At 52.0% G+C, this 16,819-nt stretch carries 13 protein-coding genes and 1 other RNA gene; 12 read left to right on the top strand and 2 right to left on the bottom strand.

Annotated features, from left to right (window positions below; all coding sequences use genetic code 11):
• Nucleotides 1-5: 5 nt before the first annotated feature.
• The gene (gene kbaZ / locus ACJ9Y9_RS21100) at nucleotides 6-1,313 is read right to left on the bottom strand and encodes a tagatose-bisphosphate aldolase subunit KbaZ (protein ID WP_032666810.1); all 1,308 of its coding nucleotides are present in this window, start codon (nucleotides 1,311-1,313) and stop codon (nucleotides 6-8) included.
• 239 nt (nucleotides 1,314-1,552) lie between these two features.
• On the opposite strand from kbaZ, the gene ACJ9Y9_RS21095 reads away from it, so the two are divergent.
• The gene (locus tag ACJ9Y9_RS21095; RefSeq protein ID WP_028017075.1) at nucleotides 1,553-2,362 is read left to right on the top strand and encodes a DeoR family transcriptional regulator; all 810 of its coding nucleotides are present in this window, start codon (nucleotides 1,553-1,555) and stop codon (nucleotides 2,360-2,362) included.
• Between the two features lie 39 nt (nucleotides 2,363-2,401).
• Here the strand turns inward: ACJ9Y9_RS21095 and garD are convergent, their stop codons facing one another.
• Nucleotides 2,402-3,973 (bottom strand): galactarate dehydratase, encoded by a 1,572-nt coding sequence (gene garD, locus ACJ9Y9_RS21090; protein ID WP_028017076.1) that lies wholly within the window; start codon nucleotides 3,971-3,973, stop codon nucleotides 2,402-2,404.
• 336 nt (nucleotides 3,974-4,309) lie between these two features.
• Between garD and garL the strand changes: the two genes are divergently transcribed.
• The 11 genes from garL to ACJ9Y9_RS21035 all read left to right on the top strand — a co-directional run bounded on the left by garL (nucleotide 4,310) and on the right by ACJ9Y9_RS21035 (nucleotide 16,793).
• Nucleotides 4,310-5,080, top strand: coding sequence for a 2-dehydro-3-deoxyglucarate aldolase (gene garL, locus ACJ9Y9_RS21085; protein WP_028017077.1), 771 nt, complete (start codon nucleotides 4,310-4,312; stop codon nucleotides 5,078-5,080).
• A gap of 21 nt (nucleotides 5,081-5,101) precedes the next feature.
• Nucleotides 5,102-5,992 carry a 2-hydroxy-3-oxopropionate reductase gene (garR, locus tag ACJ9Y9_RS21080; RefSeq protein WP_028017078.1) on the top strand — a complete coding sequence of 297 codons (891 nt, stop codon included), beginning with the start codon at nucleotides 5,102-5,104 and terminating at the stop codon, nucleotides 5,990-5,992.
• Nucleotides 5,993-6,051: 59 nt separating this feature from the next.
• Nucleotides 6,052-6,428: RNase P RNA component class A (rnpB, locus tag ACJ9Y9_RS21075), an RNA gene on the top strand.
• A gap of 272 nt (nucleotides 6,429-6,700) precedes the next feature.
• Entirely contained in the window at nucleotides 6,701-8,119 is a 1,419-nt protein-coding gene (locus ACJ9Y9_RS21070; RefSeq protein ID WP_407226222.1) for a PAAR domain-containing protein, read from the top strand.
• Complete coding sequence (locus ACJ9Y9_RS21065) at nucleotides 8,112-8,519, top strand: hypothetical protein (protein WP_028017079.1); 408 nt, start codon at nucleotides 8,112-8,114, stop codon at nucleotides 8,517-8,519. The genes ACJ9Y9_RS21070 and ACJ9Y9_RS21065 overlap by 8 nt, the downstream gene beginning before the upstream one ends.
• Before the next feature lie 794 nt (nucleotides 8,520-9,313).
• Nucleotides 9,314-10,234: a transcriptional regulator TdcA gene (tdcA, locus tag ACJ9Y9_RS21060; RefSeq protein WP_028017080.1), complete on the top strand. Its 921-nt coding sequence runs from the start codon at nucleotides 9,314-9,316 to the stop codon at nucleotides 10,232-10,234.
• Between the two features lie 116 nt (nucleotides 10,235-10,350).
• Entirely contained in the window at nucleotides 10,351-11,340 is a 990-nt protein-coding gene (gene tdcB / locus ACJ9Y9_RS21055; protein ID WP_028017081.1) for a bifunctional threonine ammonia-lyase/L-serine ammonia-lyase TdcB, read from the top strand.
• 9 nt (nucleotides 11,341-11,349) lie between these two features.
• A complete protein-coding gene (tdcC, locus tag ACJ9Y9_RS21050; protein WP_028017082.1) occupies nucleotides 11,350-12,681 on the top strand; it encodes a threonine/serine transporter TdcC in 1,332 nt (443 codons plus the stop codon).
• 30 nt (nucleotides 12,682-12,711) lie between these two features.
• Nucleotides 12,712-13,920 carry a propionate kinase gene (gene tdcD, locus ACJ9Y9_RS21045; protein ID WP_028017083.1) on the top strand — a complete coding sequence of 403 codons (1,209 nt, stop codon included), beginning with the start codon at nucleotides 12,712-12,714 and terminating at the stop codon, nucleotides 13,918-13,920.
• Between the two features lie 15 nt (nucleotides 13,921-13,935).
• Complete coding sequence (gene pflB / locus ACJ9Y9_RS21040) at nucleotides 13,936-16,230, top strand: formate C-acetyltransferase (protein ID WP_028017084.1); 2,295 nt, start codon at nucleotides 13,936-13,938, stop codon at nucleotides 16,228-16,230.
• A 152-nt stretch (nucleotides 16,231-16,382) separates the two neighbouring features.
• Nucleotides 16,383-16,793, top strand: coding sequence for a Spy/CpxP family protein refolding chaperone (locus tag ACJ9Y9_RS21035; protein WP_028017085.1), 411 nt, complete (start codon nucleotides 16,383-16,385; stop codon nucleotides 16,791-16,793).
• The last annotated feature ends 26 nt before the right edge of the window (nucleotides 16,794-16,819 follow it).

The raw sequence follows: 16,819 nt of genomic DNA, 5'->3' as shown, positions 1-16,819 counted from the left end.
TTTAATTATGCGTGTTGAGTCGTTACGCCTTCGCAGGCGGCGTGGTACTGCTGAAGTATGTCCTGAATGTGGTCGATGATGAGTTCCCGTGGCGTTGACTTGAGAGCACCCTCGCGAACTTTGCTGTACTGCAACGGCAGGTACTGGCTAATCAGTGGCAGCGGGAGAGGGTCGTCAGCCAGGTTGCGTACCAGTCGCTCAAAGGCATCGTCAATCTGGCTGTCTGGCCAGTAATAGCGGACGCGGTCAGAGTAGCTATAGCCGCGCGCCAGGCGTCGTGCATTGCCGTCACCGTGGTAATGGCTTTGCCAGTATTCCGGGCGATCGAGCATCACGTTTTCCAGTACGTGACGCAGGCCAGAACTGGCTTTGGCAGGCAGCAGTTCTTCTTCGATGGCGGCCAGTGAGAACAACGCTTCTCGCAGAGCGAAGGTCAAAGCTGGGCCGACTTTCAGGATCGCGAAGTGATCTTTTACCAGCTGGCGAAGCGCTTGCGGCGTCTGGTAATCGGTGGAGTGCGCTTCAAACACCAGCGTGTCGTACGCTTCCACCATTTTGCTCAGCGCGACGGCCTTGTGTGGTTGGTAGTCGCACACATGGGCATGGTCAAACTCAACGCCAGGCTGAACGACCAGGCCAATAATGCGCGGCCAGATAGCGTTTAAACCTTCTTTTTCGAAAGCGTGACGGTGTGCTTCAAGCGTGGCGCGTGCCGCTTCCGGTGTGGTGACGTCGAGTTCATTCAGGGTTTCATGCGCCCCTCCGGGAACAGGCACTTCAGTGCCGATAACGTAGACCAGGTCAGACACGCTAAACTGTTCACGACAGGTCTCTTCGGCAATTTTCGCCAGACGTGCAGCACGCTCTGCGACGATTGCGTCGGTTAAAGGTACCGGATCGTCTTCGCAAGACATACTGCAGTCGAGGTGGATCTTTTTGAACCCGGCAGCAACATAGCTTTTGATCAGATCGTCGGCATTTGCCATCGCCTGTTCCGCAGGTAGATTTTGCCAGCGGTTGGGCCCCAGATGATCCCCGCCGAGGATCAACTGTGAAGTCGGGAAATTAAGGGATTCCGCAAGCTGACAAACAAACCCGTGAAAATCAGCGGGCGTCATGCCGGTATAGCCACCAAACTGATCCACCTGGTTGGAGGTGGCCTCAATTAATAGCGGCGTCTGATGCGAGTGGGCGTAACGAATTGCAGCTTCAAGTACCAGTGGATGTGCGGAACAGACGGCATAAATCCCGTTTGAATTCCCCCGTTTATGTTGTTCCACCATTTCTGTCAGATGTTTCACTTTCCTCTCCATTTCGGATGGTGATGGCATTCATCTTTCGTTTTGTTTCATTTAATCCTGCATCATGGTGGTATAAAAATAAAACGAAAGATAATAGTTTTCCGATCTGTTTCACAAAAGAAACATAATGAAAGGTTTCAGCGCCGGGTAAGCTTACCACTGGTCGTCAGACAGGGCTTGCATTCCCGTAAAAGAAAGGCCTTAATAGGCAAAACGAAATGAAACGAAAGTTTATTGATTAAGGAGCTCGCATGAGCAGCACCGATTCATCCGCAGAAAAGCGCATCACCGGCACCAGTGAAAGGCGAGAGCAAATTATTCAGCGGTTGCGGGCGCAGGGAAGCGTGCAGGTTAACGATCTTTCTCATTTATATGGTGTTTCGACGGTAACGATCCGCAACGACCTGGCCTTCCTTGAGAAGCAGGGCATTGCCGTGCGTGCCTACGGTGGTGCATTGATTTGTGAAGGTCATGCGCAAGGTGTTGAACCTTCAGTGGAAGATAAAAGTTCATTGAATACGGCCGTAAAGCGCAGTATTGCGCAGGTGGCCGCTGAGCTGGTGAAGCCAGGACACCGTATCATTCTGGATTCCGGTACCACGACGTTTGAAATCGCCCGTATGCTGCGTCAGCATACTGACGTGATTGCTATGACCAACGGCATGAATGTCGCGAACGCGTTGCTGGAAGCGGAAGGGGTGGAATTGCTGATGACCGGTGGGCATTTACGCCGTCAGTCGCAATCTTTTTATGGCGACCAGGCGGAGCAATCCTTACAGAATTACCATTTTGATATGCTGTTCCTGGGCGTCGATGCCATCGATCTCGATCGCGGCGTAAGCACGCATAACGAAGATGAAGCCCGTCTGAATCGCAAAATGTGCGAAGTGGCAGAACGCATTATCGTCGTGACTGACTCCAGCAAATTTAACCGCTCAAGCCTGCATAAAATCATTGATACACAACGCATTGATATGATTATTGTCGACGAAGGTATTCCGGCTGAAAGTCTGGAAGGGTTACGCAAGATTGGGATAGACGTGGTGTTGGTTAAGGAATAATTGTGACCCTCTCCCGATGGGGGAGAGGGTCGATGTTAATCAGGTCACGGGCGCCGGGTTAAACACCGCCAGCTGATTATGTAATCCCCATTGGTCAGAAAAGGTTTGCTTGCGACCGCTCGCCACATCCAGAATAAAGTGGAACAGTTTCCAGCCCACCTCTTCAATGCTCTCTTCCCCGGTGGCGATAGTGCCCGCGTTGATATCCATTAAGTCATACCAGCGGTTTGCAAGCTCCGTGCGGGTTGCCATCTTGATCACCGGAACCGCCATCAGGCCGTACGGCGTGCCGCGTCCGGTGGTAAAGACCTGCACTGTAATACCAGACGCGACTTGTTGCGTGCCGCAAACAAAATCGCTGGCCGGGGTTGCCGCGTAAATCAGGCCGCGTCGGGTTGGACGCTGGCCCGGCGAAAGGACTTCAACAATGGCGCTCTGGCCAGATTTCGCAATCGAGCCGAGGGCTTTTTCCACCACGTTCGCCAGTCCACCTTTTTTATTCCCCGGAGAGGGGTTGGCGCTACGGTCGGTTTTGCCCATATCGAGATAGTTATCGTACCAGGCCATCTCCTCAAGCAGACGCTTACCTACCTCTTCATTGATGGCGCGAGGGGTAAGCAGATGGATAGCGTCACGCACTTCAGTCACTTCGGAGAACATCACCGTGGCACCACAGCGAACAAACAGATCGGACGCGTAGCCTACCGCCGGGTTGGCGGTCACGCCGGAAAACGCATCGCTGCCGCCGCACTGTGTTCCTACCACCAACTCAGAGGCCGGGCAGGTTTCACGCTGGCGTTTGTTCAGCTTATCCAGATGGCGTTCTGCCACCTGAAGAATATCGTCGACCATCGATCTAAAACCGACGTGGTGCTCGTCCTGCAAACGCACGATACTGGCATCGCTGACCGGGATAGCTTTCACGTCCTCGGTCCCCTGCAGCAGGCGTTCAGGTTGAAGCTTTTCACAGCCGAGGCCAATGACCATCACCTCGCCGCCGAAGTTCGGGTTTAGGGCGATATTGTGAATGGTACGGACAGGCACAACGGCCGCCGGTGCATTGATGGCCACACCGCAGCCATAAAGGTGATTCAGGCCGACCACGCCATCCACGTTCGGGTATTTCGGCAGCAGGTCGCGTTCAATAATTTTCACCACATAATCCACCACGCCTGCCACACAGTGCACGCTGGTGGTAATGCCGAGCAGATTTTTGGTACCGACACTACCGTCGGCATTGCGATAACCGTCGAAGGTATAGCCTTCCAGTGGAGGGAGTGGTTCAGGCACGCGGGTTGCCAGCGGGAGTGTGTTCAGGGGCGGCGCTTTTGGCAGCTCGACCAGCGACTCTTCAACCCAGCTACCCTGAGGAATGGCGCGAACGGCGTAACCAATTACCTCTCCGTAACGCACAATTTCACCGTGAGCGGGGATATCCACAAGCGCAACTTTATGTCCCTGCGGAATATGCTCAATCAACTCCAGCCCGTCCGGGAAACGGGTTCCCGCTTTTAAGCCATTGTCGTTGACAATAATCGCCACATTATCGGTGTCGTGGACTTTTATATAAAACGCCCTCGGCGACGCTTGTCGAATTTCAATATCGGCCATTGTTCAGTATTCTCCAGCAAGAGTCTGATAATAAATGCAGCCAATTTTCTTATGGCAGAAATAAAGCATGTCAGGAGATAAGGAACGAGAATGTGATCTCGATCGACTCAGAACCCGTCATGCCTGATTCTGTGCATCAGCGCGCAGTGATTCGTGCAAATGCTCAAAATATTATCAAAAAGAACCATAATACCTGAGCATTAAAACAATGTGTCGCGGTGATATGCGGATTATACTGAATGACGATTTTATAACGCCGAAATTAAGTCAGAAAATAAATATAACGCTGGCAATAAATATACGGAATAAGGCTGCGGAATTAAAAAGGTAAACGCGATGAATAACGATATTTTCCCAAATAAGTTTAAAGCGTCCCTCGCGGCGCATCAGATCCAGATTGGTTGCTGGTCCGCGCTGGCAAATCCCATCAGCACCGAAGTGCTGGGCCTGGCTGGTTTCGACTGGCTGGTACTGGACGGTGAGCATGCGCCGAACGACATCAATACGTTTATTCCGCAGTTGATGGCACTCAAAGGTAGCCAGAGTGCGCCGGTGGTGCGTGTGCCAACCAACGAACCGGTGATCATCAAACGTCTGCTGGATATCGGCTTCTACAATTTCCTGATCCCGTTTGTGGAAACGAAAGAAGAGGCAGCGCGGGCCGTAGCCTCAACGCGCTATCCCCCGGAAGGGATCCGCGGTGTATCCGTTTCGCATCGCGCCAATATGTTTGGCACCGTGCCGGACTACTTCGCTCAGTCCAATAACAACATCTGCATTCTGGTACAGATTGAGAGCCAGCAGGGGATTGATAACGTCGACGCCATTGCTGCCACACACGGCGTGGACGGTATCTTCGTCGGCCCAAGCGACCTGGCTGCGGCGTTGGGACACCTGGGTAATGCGGGTCACCCGGACGTACAGCATGCCATTCAACACATCTTTGCCCGCGCTAAAGCCCATGGCAAACCGTTCGGCATTCTGGCACCGGTTGAAGCTGACGCTCGTCGTTATCTGGAATGGGGCGCCACCTTTGTGGCTGTCGGCAGTGACCTCGGCGTATTCCGCTCAGCCACGCAGAAATTAGCGGACGCATTTAAAAAATAACCATCATTGAGGAAACAGATTATGACGCTGAAAGTCGGTTTTATTGGCCTGGGGATCATGGGTAAACCAATGAGTAAGAACCTCATCAAAGCGGGTTACTCACTGGTGGTTTCAGACCATAATCCGCAAGCTGTGGCTGAGGTCATTGCTGCGGGTGCCGAAACGGCCACCACAGCCAGAGCCATTGCTGAGCAGTGCGATGTCATCATCACCATGCTGCCAAACTCTCCGCATGTAAAAGAGGTCGCTCTGGGTGAGAATGGCATTATCGACGGTGCGAAGCCAGGTCTGGTACTGATTGATATGAGCTCTATTGCCCCCCTCGCAAGCCGTGAAATCAGCGAAGCGTTGAAAGCGAAAGGTGTCGATATGCTGGATGCGCCGGTCAGCGGTGGTGAACCGAAAGCGATCGACGGCACGCTGTCGGTGATGGTCGGCGGCGATAAAGCGATCTTCGACAAATACTACGATCTGATGAAAGCGATGGCTGGCTCTGTGGTGCACACCGGTGACATCGGGGCGGGTAACGTGACCAAGCTGGCGAATCAGGTGATTGTGGCGCTGAATATCGCTGCGATGTCCGAAGCGCTGACGCTGGCAACCAAAGCGGGCGTCAACCCAGACCTGGTCTACCAGGCAATCCGTGGCGGTCTGGCGGGGAGTACCGTGCTGGATGCCAAAGCACCGATGGTGATGGATCGTAACTTCAAACCTGGTTTCCGCATCGACCTGCATATTAAAGATTTGGCAAATGCGCTGGATACGTCTCACGGTGTGGGGGCACAACTGCCGCTGACCGCCACCGTGATGGAAATGATGCAGGCCCTGCGTGCCGATGGCATGGGGACGGCCGACCACAGTGCCATTGCCTGCTACTACGAAAAACTAGCGAAGGTCGAAGTTGCGCGTTAATCGCCTCTTGCCCACAGCTGAGGGTGACAGCGGCGCGCAAACCCTCTATACTGCGCGCCGAAGCTGACCAGACAGTCGCCGCTTCGTCGTCGTCCCCTTCGGGGGAGACGGGCGGAGGGGAGGAAAGTCCGGGCTCCATAGGGCAGGGTGCCAGGTAACGCCTGGGGGGGAAACCCACGACCAGTGCAACAGAGAGCAAACCGCCGATGGCCCGCGAAAGCGGGATCAGGTAAGGGTGAAAGGGTGCGGTAAGAGCGCACCGCGCGGCTGGTAACAGTCCGTGGCACGGTAAACTCCACCCGGAGCAAGGCCAAATAGGGGTTCACATGGTACGGCCCGTACTGAACCCGGGTAGGCTGCTTGAGCCAGTGAGCGATTGCTGGCCTAGATGAATGACTGTCCACGACAGAACCCGGCTTATCGGTCAGTTTCAACTTCTTCTAAAACAATCGTTGGTGTGTCTCAGGTGTAAAAAAGGGGATGCATCAACGGTTGTGTTTTTCCTGTCCTCCATTACGTATTTACAATGGTAAGATCGCTCTCGCGTTCAAAATGACTCTGTTCTACCGAATCTTGTCTGCTGGTCTTCCTGTATACCCATTGAACATTACCTAATTAAGTTTTACTTAAGTCTGACGTTTGTTGTTTGTAGGATTATTGCTTGTAAAATGCCCACCATTGTTATTTCCATAGCAAGTAGAGGGACTTATGGCAACAGGCTATTATCTTCGGGTTGGGGACAAAACTACCTGCGGTGGCAAAATCTTAACCGGAACCCCGGAAATTGACTGGTACGGTGCTAATGCTGCCCGCGAAGGCGATTTTGTTTCTTGTGGAAAAAATCCAGGTGTTTCCTACAAAATTATCGGGGGCACTGAGGGATTTATGGATAAAACGCAGCAGTTAGCCGGAACATTGGATAGTATCAGTTCCTGCCCGTGCAAGGCGAAGTTCATTCCCTCTAAACCTGATTGCTATGAAAAAGAAACAGTATCGTCGCCAGGATGTTCAGGTGTAGCGGCAGTGGCCCCTGTCCCAGCTGCACTGATGCCAACATTTCGTTCAGAGCCAGAACAACACGCCCAAACAGCAAAGAAGAAAACGGGCATAGATGCCGGGTTTGTTGTTATTCCATACGGTGGAACAACAGAAGCCTGGCAACGTCTGCTATTCACTGAGAACCCACCAGCGGGAGCCAAAGAACTATTTGCCACGCTGAACGGTCCGGATGAAAGATACAAAGCCGGTTCTATTATGCTGGTGGTTGACCCTGATAAGCAGGACAACGAACAGATCGCCCATATGAAAGCAGCGAAAGCGCGTGTTGATGCAGCATTAGCGCCGCTCTCCATCCAGCAGGCCAGCTTCCTTTTCAGGCATAAAGATACCATTGAGATGTTCGCCGCTGCCGCCAGTACAGCAAGCGACACCTACGGATATTCAGGGCAAGCTACTGAAGCCGCTAAGGGTTATTTCAGCAGAATAGAAAAAATTCTCGTTGAGATTGAGACAACATATAAAAACCATTACATCACCAGCGGCGCACTGATCGGTGAACAATTCTTCGTTGAACGCCGTCACCTGTTCGGTCAACTCGATAGCGTGCTGAAGGTGTTCATGAAGCATCGTTTCATGTTCAATGAATACACCGATCTGAAAAGCGCCCTTGGCCTGTCCAGCCGTTCAATCACCCACCGCTGGAATGAAACAGGCGTTAGCGATATCGAAGGTTACGCCACCCACATCGAGAAGCTCGCAAAATACGTCAAGTGGATGGAAACAGCCGGGAAGATCGGCATTGGCCTTTCAGCACTGGATACCGCAGCGAAGATCACTGAAGCCTGCACTGTTGGTCGAGATTGTGAACAAACGACGTTTACTTCTATAGGTGAATTTTCCGGTAGTCTGATAGGCGGAGCTGTGGGAGCCAAGATTATTGGTGCTGGCGCAGCGAATACCGTTTGCGCTGTAGTTCTGGGGGCTGCAACCATAGAGGCCGGAGGAGCCGGAGCGCTGCTTTGCTCACTCAGCGTAAATGGTGGTATTGCATACTTGAGCGACAAAGCATTCGGTTGGGGTGGCAAATTTATTGGCCGTAAGTTATATGAGGCTACCAGCGATGATTAGTCCGGCGGATAAGGCTGCTGTTGGCGTGTGGCTAGTTGGTATGGCTTTTGGGGTTGCCAGCATAATAGCCTCAGTCCTGAACAGAAAACGGTTCAAAGAGATTTGCGTTCTGTACAAAGAAAAATACGGCAGCTTGCCCGACGCTGTATTGTTGTTCGAGAACGTCAACACGCTTTACGTCAAAATAGCCTATAGCACGAAAGTGCAGTTTATCTACATCCCTCTATTGTGGAATCGCAATTCAATTCTGACCAAAAATGATGACAAGGACTTCATCCGGGGGCTGCCAAAAAGACTCATTGGTCCGTTCTATGTGGAGATATATCTAGGTGTCGTGAGTCTGATTTTCCTCTGCATTGGTCTGGTTTTGATCTTTGCGATAGAGCACGGTTGGGTGTGAAAGGCACTTAAATCGATGGGATTTACTCTGAAACACAAAGTGCGATACAGTCAGCAACACAAGACAACTCCAGCGCCTCAGATGCCTGGCGTATTGTTGAACGAAGCCGCCTTATCGGTCAGTTTCAACTTTTAGTGAACCCCGCTTCGGCGGGGTTTTTGCTTTCTGAACCACCCTGGTCATGTTTACAAATGACATCAATTCTCAAAATTGCGACGCTAAGCACATTTCACTATTTTATTGGTTAATAACTCAATCATGGCTCGGTAGAGGATCGAAATCACAAAATTTCACGCTAAGAAATTCTGAATTCTCAGTGTTATGGATTTGTTATGAATATTGTCATTATGATCTCTAATGTTTTCTGATTTGATATGCGTATTTAGAAATCAAATACATTTACCCCGTGAATATGTGATGCATTCCACTCTTTTTCAGAAACCCGAAAATTCAGCCCTGAAAAATTTGATAAATTGAAAGAATGTTATAACCAAATAATGGTTATTAATTGCCCTTTAATTGCCTGAAAGATAGCCTTTATTGATTTTTTTAGACCAAAGAAATTTATCAGGGTTATCGCCATAAAATAAATTTATTACCGCTATTTTTGTTGATCAATATCAGCGTATCGACGTATTTTGTTTGAGTTAACTTATTGATAGTTAAGTTATTTGATGGTGTTTTTCACGGAGGGTTAGCGGTCCTGGAAAGCAAATTGTGAGTAACAGCACATACCCCTTTAAACAATATTGAGTAGAATCCACCCCGTCATAGGGAAATAAGCGCAGAATATTATGAACACTATTATTCTACCGAAAACACAGCACCTCGTGGTATTTCAGGAAGTCATTAAAAGTGGCTCCATAGGTTCTGCGGCAAGACAACTGGGTCTGACACAACCCGCGGTCAGCAAAATCATCAGCGATATCGAGTCCTACTTCGGCGTGGAAGTGATGGTGCGTAAAAACACCGGCGTAAAACTGACTGCCGCAGGCCAGGTTCTGCTCTCATACTCAGAGTCGATCACGCGTGAGATGAAAAACATGGTGAGCGAGATCAACAGCCTGAGTTTCAGCACCGTTATGGATGTCTCCTTTGGCTATCCGTCTCTGATCGGCTTTACCTTCCTTTCCGAAATGATCAAAAAATTCAAGGAAGTGTTCCCGAAAGCGCGTGTCTCAATGTATGAAGCGCAGCTGTCATCCTTCCTCCCGGCCATTCGCGACGGTCGACTGGATTTTGCCATCGGAACACTGAGCGATGAAATGCTTCTGCAGGATCTGCACGTTGAACCGCTGTTTGAGTCCGAGTTTGTACTCGTCGCCAGTAAAACACGAACGTGCACCGGTTCGACAACACTGGCATCGCTCACACATGAGCAGTGGGTGATGCCGCAAACCGATATGGGCTACTACAAAGAACTCCTGACCACCCTGCAAGACAATCACATCAGCATTGAAAACATCGTCCAGACCGATTCCGTTGTCACCATTTATAACCTTGTGCTGAATGCCGATTATTTGACGGTCATTCCCCGCGACATGATTGCACCGTTCGGCTCCGATCAGTTTATTGTCCTGCCAGTGGAAGATGAATTACCCGTGGCGCGTTATGCCGCCGTGTGGTCGAAAAATTACAGAATTAAAAAATCAGCGTCAGTATTAGTGGAACTGGCAAAACAATATGCTTCACTCACCAGTGAAAGACGACGATGATTTAATAAAATCCAGATAAGTATTAAACCTGTTTTAAAGCACCCAGAGTTTGTTTTATTCATACTCTGATACCCTGACTTTGCCCGAAAAGAATGAATTATTATAACGAGGATATTATGCACATTACCTACGATCTCCCGGTAACCATTGAAGATATTCAGGACGCCAGAAAACGACTGGCAGGTAAAATATATAAAACTGGCATGCCGCGTTCGAATTATCTCAGTGAACGTTGTAAGGGCGAAATATTCCTGAAGTTTGAGAACATGCAGCGTACCGGTTCGTTTAAGATCCGCGGTGCGTTTAACAAATTAAGCTCTTTGACTGACGCTGAAAAACGCAAAGGAGTCGTTGCCTGCTCCGCGGGAAACCATGCGCAGGGGGTGTCCCTTTCCTGTGCTATGCTCGGTATCGACGGCAAAGTTGTGATGCCAATGGGCGCGCCGAAATCCAAAGTGGCCGCGACGCGCGACTACTCGGCGGAAGTCGTGCTGCACGGTGATAATTTCAACGATACCATCGCTAAAGTCAGTGAGATCGTTGAGATGGAAGGGCGTATTTTTATTCCGCCTTACGACGATCCGAAAGTGATTGCCGGCCAGGGCACCATCGGCCTGGAAATTCTCGAAGATTTGTACGACGTGGATAACGTGATTGTTCCTATTGGCGGCGGCGGATTAATTGCCGGGATTGCGACAGCGATTAAATCCATCAATCCGACGATTAATATTATCGGCGTACAGTCTGAAAACGTTCACGGAATGGCGGCCTCCTGGCAGGCCGGAGAGATTATAAATCATCGCGTCACCGGTACATTAGCCGACGGTTGCGATGTTTCTCGCCCGGGTAAATTAACCTTCGAAATTGTTCGTGAATTAGTCGATGACATTGTGCTGGTCAGTGAAGATGATATTCGTAACAGCATGATAGCCCTTATTCAGCGAAATAAAGTGGTGACGGAAGGCGCAGGCGCGCTGGCCTGTGCCGCGTTATTAAGCGGCAAACTTGACCACTATATTCAGGGTCGTAAAACCGTCTGCATTATTTCCGGCGGCAATATCGACCTCTCTCGTGTTTCCCAAATTACCGGCTTCGTTGACGCATAAAGGTGACCTATGAGCAACACAGAAAGCATTATCGTTGGTCAGACAAAGACGTCCTCCTGGCGTAAGTCTGATACCACCTGGACCCTGGGCCTGTTTGGTACCGCTATTGGCGCAGGCGTGCTGTTCTTCCCTATCCGCGCAGGCTTTGGTGGGTTGATCCCCATCCTGCTGATGCTGGTTCTTGCGTTCCCGATTGCGTTTTACTGCCACCGCGCGCTGGCGCGTCTCTGTCTGTCCGGCAGCAACGTCTCTGGCAACATCACCGAAACGGTGGAAGAGCATTTCGGTAAGACCGGCGGGGTGGTCATCACTTTCCTCTACTTCTTCGCCATTTGCCCGCTGCTGTGGATTTACGGTGTCACCATTACTAACACCTTTATGACTTTCTGGGAAAACCAGCTCCAGCTACCTGCGCTTAACCGCGGCGTGGTGGCGCTGTTCCTGCTGCTGTTGATGGCCTTTGTTATCTGGTTCGGTAAAGACCTGATGGTGAAGGTCATGAGCTTCCTGGTGTTCCCGTTTATCGCCAGTCTGGTGCTGATCTCCCTGTCGCTGATCCCTTACTGGAACTCAGCGGTTATCGACCAGGTCAACCTGAGCGATATTGCTTTCACCGGGCATGACGGCATTCTGGTCACGGTGTGGCTGGGGATCTCCATCATGGTCTTCTCCTTTAACTTCTCGCCGATTGTCTCCTCATTCGTGGTTTCCAAACGCGAAGAGTACGAACCTGAGTTCGGTAAAGAATTTACCGAGCAGAAATGCTCCAAAATCATCGGTCGCGCCAGCATGCTGATGGTCGCTGTGGTGATGTTCTTCGCCTTTAGCTGCCTGTTTACGCTCTCTCCGCAGAACATGGCGGATGCCAAAGCGCAGAACATTCCGGTGCTTTCATACCTGGCGAACCACTTCGCCTCCATGTCGGGAACCAAATCGACGTTTGCTACGGTGCTGGAATACGGTGCTTCCATCATTGCGCTGGTCGCTATCTTCAAATCTTTCTTCGGTCACTACCTGGGCACGCTGGAAGGGCTGAACGGTCTGATCCTCAAGTTCGGTTACAAGGGCGATAAGAAGAAAGTCTCTGTAGGCAAGCTGAACACCATCAGCATGGTATTCATCATGGGCTCTACCTGGGTTGTGGCTTACGCCAACCCGAACATTCTCGACCTTATCGAAGCCATGGGTGCGCCAATCATCGCCTCTCTGCTGTGTCTGTTGCCGATGTATGCCATCCGCAAAGCACCGGCTATGGCGAAATTTAAGGGCAGACCCGAGAACATCTTCGTTACGGTTGTTGGCCTGCTGACCATTCTGAATATCGTTTACAAACTGTTCTAAATCATTGCTCAGGAAGAGCGGAGTAACACCATGATTGAGTTTCCGGTTGTACTGGTTATTAACTGCGGTTCGTCCTCTGTTAAGTTTTCGGTGCTCGATGCCAGCAGTTGCGATGCCCTGATGACGGGGATTGCAGACGGCATCAACACTGAAAAAGCCTTTATTTCCGTGAATGGGGGTGAGCCAGCCACACTGGCTCACCATGACTACGAAGGGGCGTTGGCTGCCATCGCCCTGGAACTGGAGAAGCGTGACCTGATGAGCAGCGTGGCCTTGATTGGCCATCGTATTGCTCATGGCGGTGACCTCTTCAGCGAGTCGACCCTGATTACGGATAAGGTGATTGAGCAGATCCGTCAGGTTTCTCCCCTGGCACCACTGCATAACTACGCCAATCTCAGCGGTGTAGAAGCCGCTGAGCGCCTGTTCCCAGGTATACAGCAGGTTGCAGTGTTCGATACCAGCTTCCATCAGACGCTGCCGCCGCAGGCCTATCTGTATGGTTTGCCGTACCGCTATTTTGAAGCGCTGGGCGTGCGTCGCTACGGCTTCCACGGCACTTCTCATCGCTATGTGGCCGGGCAGGCACATACGCTTCTCGGGCTGTCCCCCGATGACAGCGGCCTGGTGATTGCCCATCTCGGCAACGGGGCGTCCATCTGCGCGGTGCGCAACGGTGAAAGCGTCGATACCTCGATGGGGATGACGCCGCTTGAGGGGCTGGTGATGGGCACGCGCTGTGGCGATGTGGATTTTGGCGCAATGGCGTGGATTGCCCAGCAGACAGGTCAGTCATTCGAGGATCTGGAGCGGGTGGTAAACAAAGAGTCCGGTCTGCTGGGGATCTCCGGGATTTCCTCAGATCTGCGGGCGCTGGAAAAAGCCTGGCACGAGGGCAATGAACGGTCGCAACTGGCAATACACACTTTTGTACACCGCATCGCGCGACATATCGCGGGTCACGCAGCGTCGCTGCATCGTCTGGATGGCGTGGTATTCACCGGCGGTATTGGCGAGAACTCCAGGCTCATCCGTACGCTGGTGGCTGACCATCTCAAGGTCTTCGGTATCACCCTCGATGAGGCTAAAAACGCCCTGCCGGGCAGTGCGGGTGAACGCGTCATTAGCACCGATTCGTCCCGCGTGGACTGCGCGGTGATCCCTACCAATGAAGAAAAAATGATCGCGCTGGATGCCCTCCGTCTTGGGAAGGTGACTCCGGCTGCGGCTTACGCCTGATAAAGCGAGAATCAAATGAAAGTAACAATTGATACAGGCGTCGCGCCATACAGCGACGCATGGGCCGGGTTTCGCGGTGAAGAATGGAAAAACGCCGTCAACGTGCGCGATTTTATTCAGCATAACTACACCCCTTATGAAGGCGATGAAGCTTTCCTCGCGCAGGCGACGCCTGCAACGACGGCGCTCTGGCAGAAGGTAATGGTCGGCATTCGCCAGGAGAATGCCACCCATGCCCCGGTGGATTTTGATACTAACATCGCCACCACAATTACCGCGCATGGGCCTGGCTATATCGACCAGGATCTGGAGACCATTGTCGGCCTGCAGACTGACAAACCGCTCAAACGCGCCCTGCATCCGTATGGCGGGATCAACATGATCCGCAGCTCGTTCGAAGCCTATGGCCGCGAAATGGATCCGCAGTTTGAATACCTGTTTACCGACCTGCGTAAAACCCACAACCAGGGGGTGTTTGACGTCTATTCGCCGGAGATGATGCGCTGCCGTAAATCCGGCGTGTTGACCGGTTTGCCGGACGGCTACGGACGCGGACGCATCATCGGCGATTACCGCCGCGTGGCGCTGTACGGGATCGCTTATCTGGTGCGCGAGCGCGAACTTCAGTTTGCGGATCTGCAGGGTAGGCTAGAGCGCGGCGAAGATCTGGAGGCGACGATCCGCCTGCGCGAAGAGCTGGCGGAACACAAGCGTGCGCTGCTGCAGATCCAGCAGATGGCGGCGAACTATGGCTTTGATATTTCTCGTCCGGCGATGAATGCCCAGGAAGCTGTGCAGTGGGTTTACTTTGCCTACCTGGCGGCGGTGAAATCTCAAAATGGCGGGGCGATGTCGCTGGGGCGTACGGCCTCGTTCCTCGATATTTATATTGAACGTGACATGCAGGCCGGGCGTCTGAATGAGGTCCAGGCACAGGAGTTGATCGACCACTTCATTATGAAGATCCGCATGGTGCGTTTCCTGCGTACGCCGGAGTTCGATACGCTCTTCTCCGGCGATCCGATCTGGGCGACGGAAGTGATCGGCGGCATGGGGCTGGATGGGCGCACGCTGGTGACCAAAAACAGCTTCCGCTATTTACACACCCTACACACCATGGGACCAGCGCCGGAGCCAAACCTGACGATCCTCTGGTCTGAAAAACTGCCGATTGCGTTCAAGAAATATGCCGCGCAGGTGTCGATCGTCACCTCGTCGCTGCAGTATGAGAACGACGACCTGATGCGGGCCGACTTCAACAGTGACGACTACGCGATAGCCTGCTGCGTCAGCCCGATGGTGATCGGCAAGCAGATGCAGTTCTTTGGCGCCCGCGCCAACCTGGCGAAAACGCTGCTGTACGCAATCAACGGCGGGATGGATGAGAAACTGAAGATCCAGGTAGGCCCGAAAACCGAGCCGTTGCTGGATGAAGTGCTGGATTACGATACCGTGATGGAGAGTCTCGATCACTTTATGGACTGGCTGGCGGTGCAGTACATCAGCGCGCTGAATCTCATTCACTACATGCATGATAAGTACAGCTACGAAGCCTCGCTGATGGCGCTGCACGACCGGGACGTATACCGCACCATGGCCTGCGGCATTGCCGGCCTGTCGGTAGCGGCGGACTCCCTGTCGGCCATTAAATATGCCACGGTGAAACCGGTGCGTGACCATACCGGTCTGGCGGTTGATTTCGTGATTGAAGGTGATTACCCGCAGTACGGCAACAATGACGACCGCGTGGACAGTATTGCCTGCGATCTGGTTGAGCGTTTTATGAAGAAAATCCAGGCGCTGCCAACCTACCGAAATGCAGTACCGACCCAGTCGATTCTCACCATCACCTCTAACGTGGTGTACGGCCAGAAGACCGGGAACACGCCGGACGGACGCCGCGGCGGCACGCCGTTTGCCCCAGGCGCGAACCCGATGCACGGCCGCGACAGAAAAGGGGCGGTGGCTTCGCTGACGTCGGTTGCCAAGCTACCGTTCACCTATGCGAAAGACGGCATCTCCTATACCTTCTCGATTGTGCCGCAGGCGCTGGGTAAGGACGAACTGGTGCGCAAAACCAACCTGGTGGGGCTACTGGACGGCTACTTCCACCACGAAGCGGCTATCGAAGGCGGACAGCATCTGAACGTCAACGTCATGAACCGGGAAATGCTCCTGGATGCCATTGCGCATCCGGAGAATTACCCAAACCTGACGATTCGCGTTTCAGGGTATGCGGTGCGCTTTAATGCGCTGACGCGTGAGCAGCAGCAGGATGTGATTTCGCGAACGTTCACTCAGTCAATCTGACGAAATGAGCCTTCATGCCCCCTTCCTGACAGGGGGCATTTTTTTGCCCGCTAAACATACAAAATTGTTTATATAATTATTCACACATATTCATCCGCTCTTGAAAAACAATGCTCCTGCTTTTCCCTATAACAGAATGTAAGGACAGTAAGATGATGAAAATGACCCGTATTGCTTTGGTTGCAGTATCGCTGGCAGCATGCAGTTTTACGGCGCAGGCCGCTAACGTGGAAGCTGCTCCGTCACCGTCACAGGATCCACTGGTACAACACCTTAAGCTCAGCAATGAGCAGGTTAAGAAGATTGAAGGTCTGCATAATCAGCTGGAACAAAATGTCAGCAAGATCCCAATGACCGGCGTAAAGGATCGGGCGCTAATTGATATGTTCCAGGCAGGAAAATGGGATGAAAACACGGTGAAAAGTCAGCTTGCTGCCTTCAGCAAAATTGAAGAGCAGACCCGTTACTACCGCGTGAAATATTACTTCGATGTCAGCCAGGTTCTGACGCCGGAACAGCGTAAGCAGATTAGAACCGATATGGCGAATGCGCTGGCCGAGTGATCCAGGAACCAACCATATAAAATGGA

Origin of the sequence: Enterobacter sp. CPE_E1241 (assembly GCF_045618265.1) — a bacterium.
Classification (GTDB): domain Bacteria; phylum Pseudomonadota; class Gammaproteobacteria; order Enterobacterales; family Enterobacteriaceae; genus Enterobacter; species Enterobacter adelaidei.
The sequence above is the reverse complement of the archived record's forward strand: the minus strand, read 5'-3'. Positions and strand labels throughout refer to the sequence as shown.

Coding starts and splice junctions, on each gene's coding strand:
- ACJ9Y9_RS21070 (WP_407226222.1), top strand. CDS start 6,701: ATGGCAACAGGCTATTATCTTCGGGTTGGGGACAAAACTACCTGCGGT.
- ACJ9Y9_RS21065 (WP_028017079.1), top strand. CDS start 8,112: ATGATTAGTCCGGCGGATAAGGCTGCTGTTGGCGTGTGGCTAGTTGGT.
- tdcC (WP_028017082.1), top strand. CDS start 11,350: ATGAGCAACACAGAAAGCATTATCGTTGGTCAGACAAAGACGTCCTCC.
- tdcD (WP_028017083.1), top strand. CDS start 12,712: ATGATTGAGTTTCCGGTTGTACTGGTTATTAACTGCGGTTCGTCCTCT.
- tdcB (WP_028017081.1), top strand. CDS start 10,351: ATGCACATTACCTACGATCTCCCGGTAACCATTGAAGATATTCAGGAC.
- garL (WP_028017077.1), top strand. CDS start 4,310: ATGAATAACGATATTTTCCCAAATAAGTTTAAAGCGTCCCTCGCGGCG.
- ACJ9Y9_RS21035 (WP_028017085.1), top strand. CDS start 16,383: ATGATGAAAATGACCCGTATTGCTTTGGTTGCAGTATCGCTGGCAGCA.
- pflB (WP_028017084.1), top strand. CDS start 13,936: ATGAAAGTAACAATTGATACAGGCGTCGCGCCATACAGCGACGCATGG.
- tdcA (WP_028017080.1), top strand. CDS start 9,314: ATGAACACTATTATTCTACCGAAAACACAGCACCTCGTGGTATTTCAG.
- ACJ9Y9_RS21095 (WP_028017075.1), top strand. CDS start 1,553: ATGAGCAGCACCGATTCATCCGCAGAAAAGCGCATCACCGGCACCAGT.
- garD (WP_028017076.1), bottom strand. CDS start 3,973: ATGGCCGATATTGAAATTCGACAAGCGTCGCCGAGGGCGTTTTATATA.
- garR (WP_028017078.1), top strand. CDS start 5,102: ATGACGCTGAAAGTCGGTTTTATTGGCCTGGGGATCATGGGTAAACCA.
- kbaZ (WP_032666810.1), bottom strand. CDS start 1,313: ATGGAGAGGAAAGTGAAACATCTGACAGAAATGGTGGAACAACATAAA.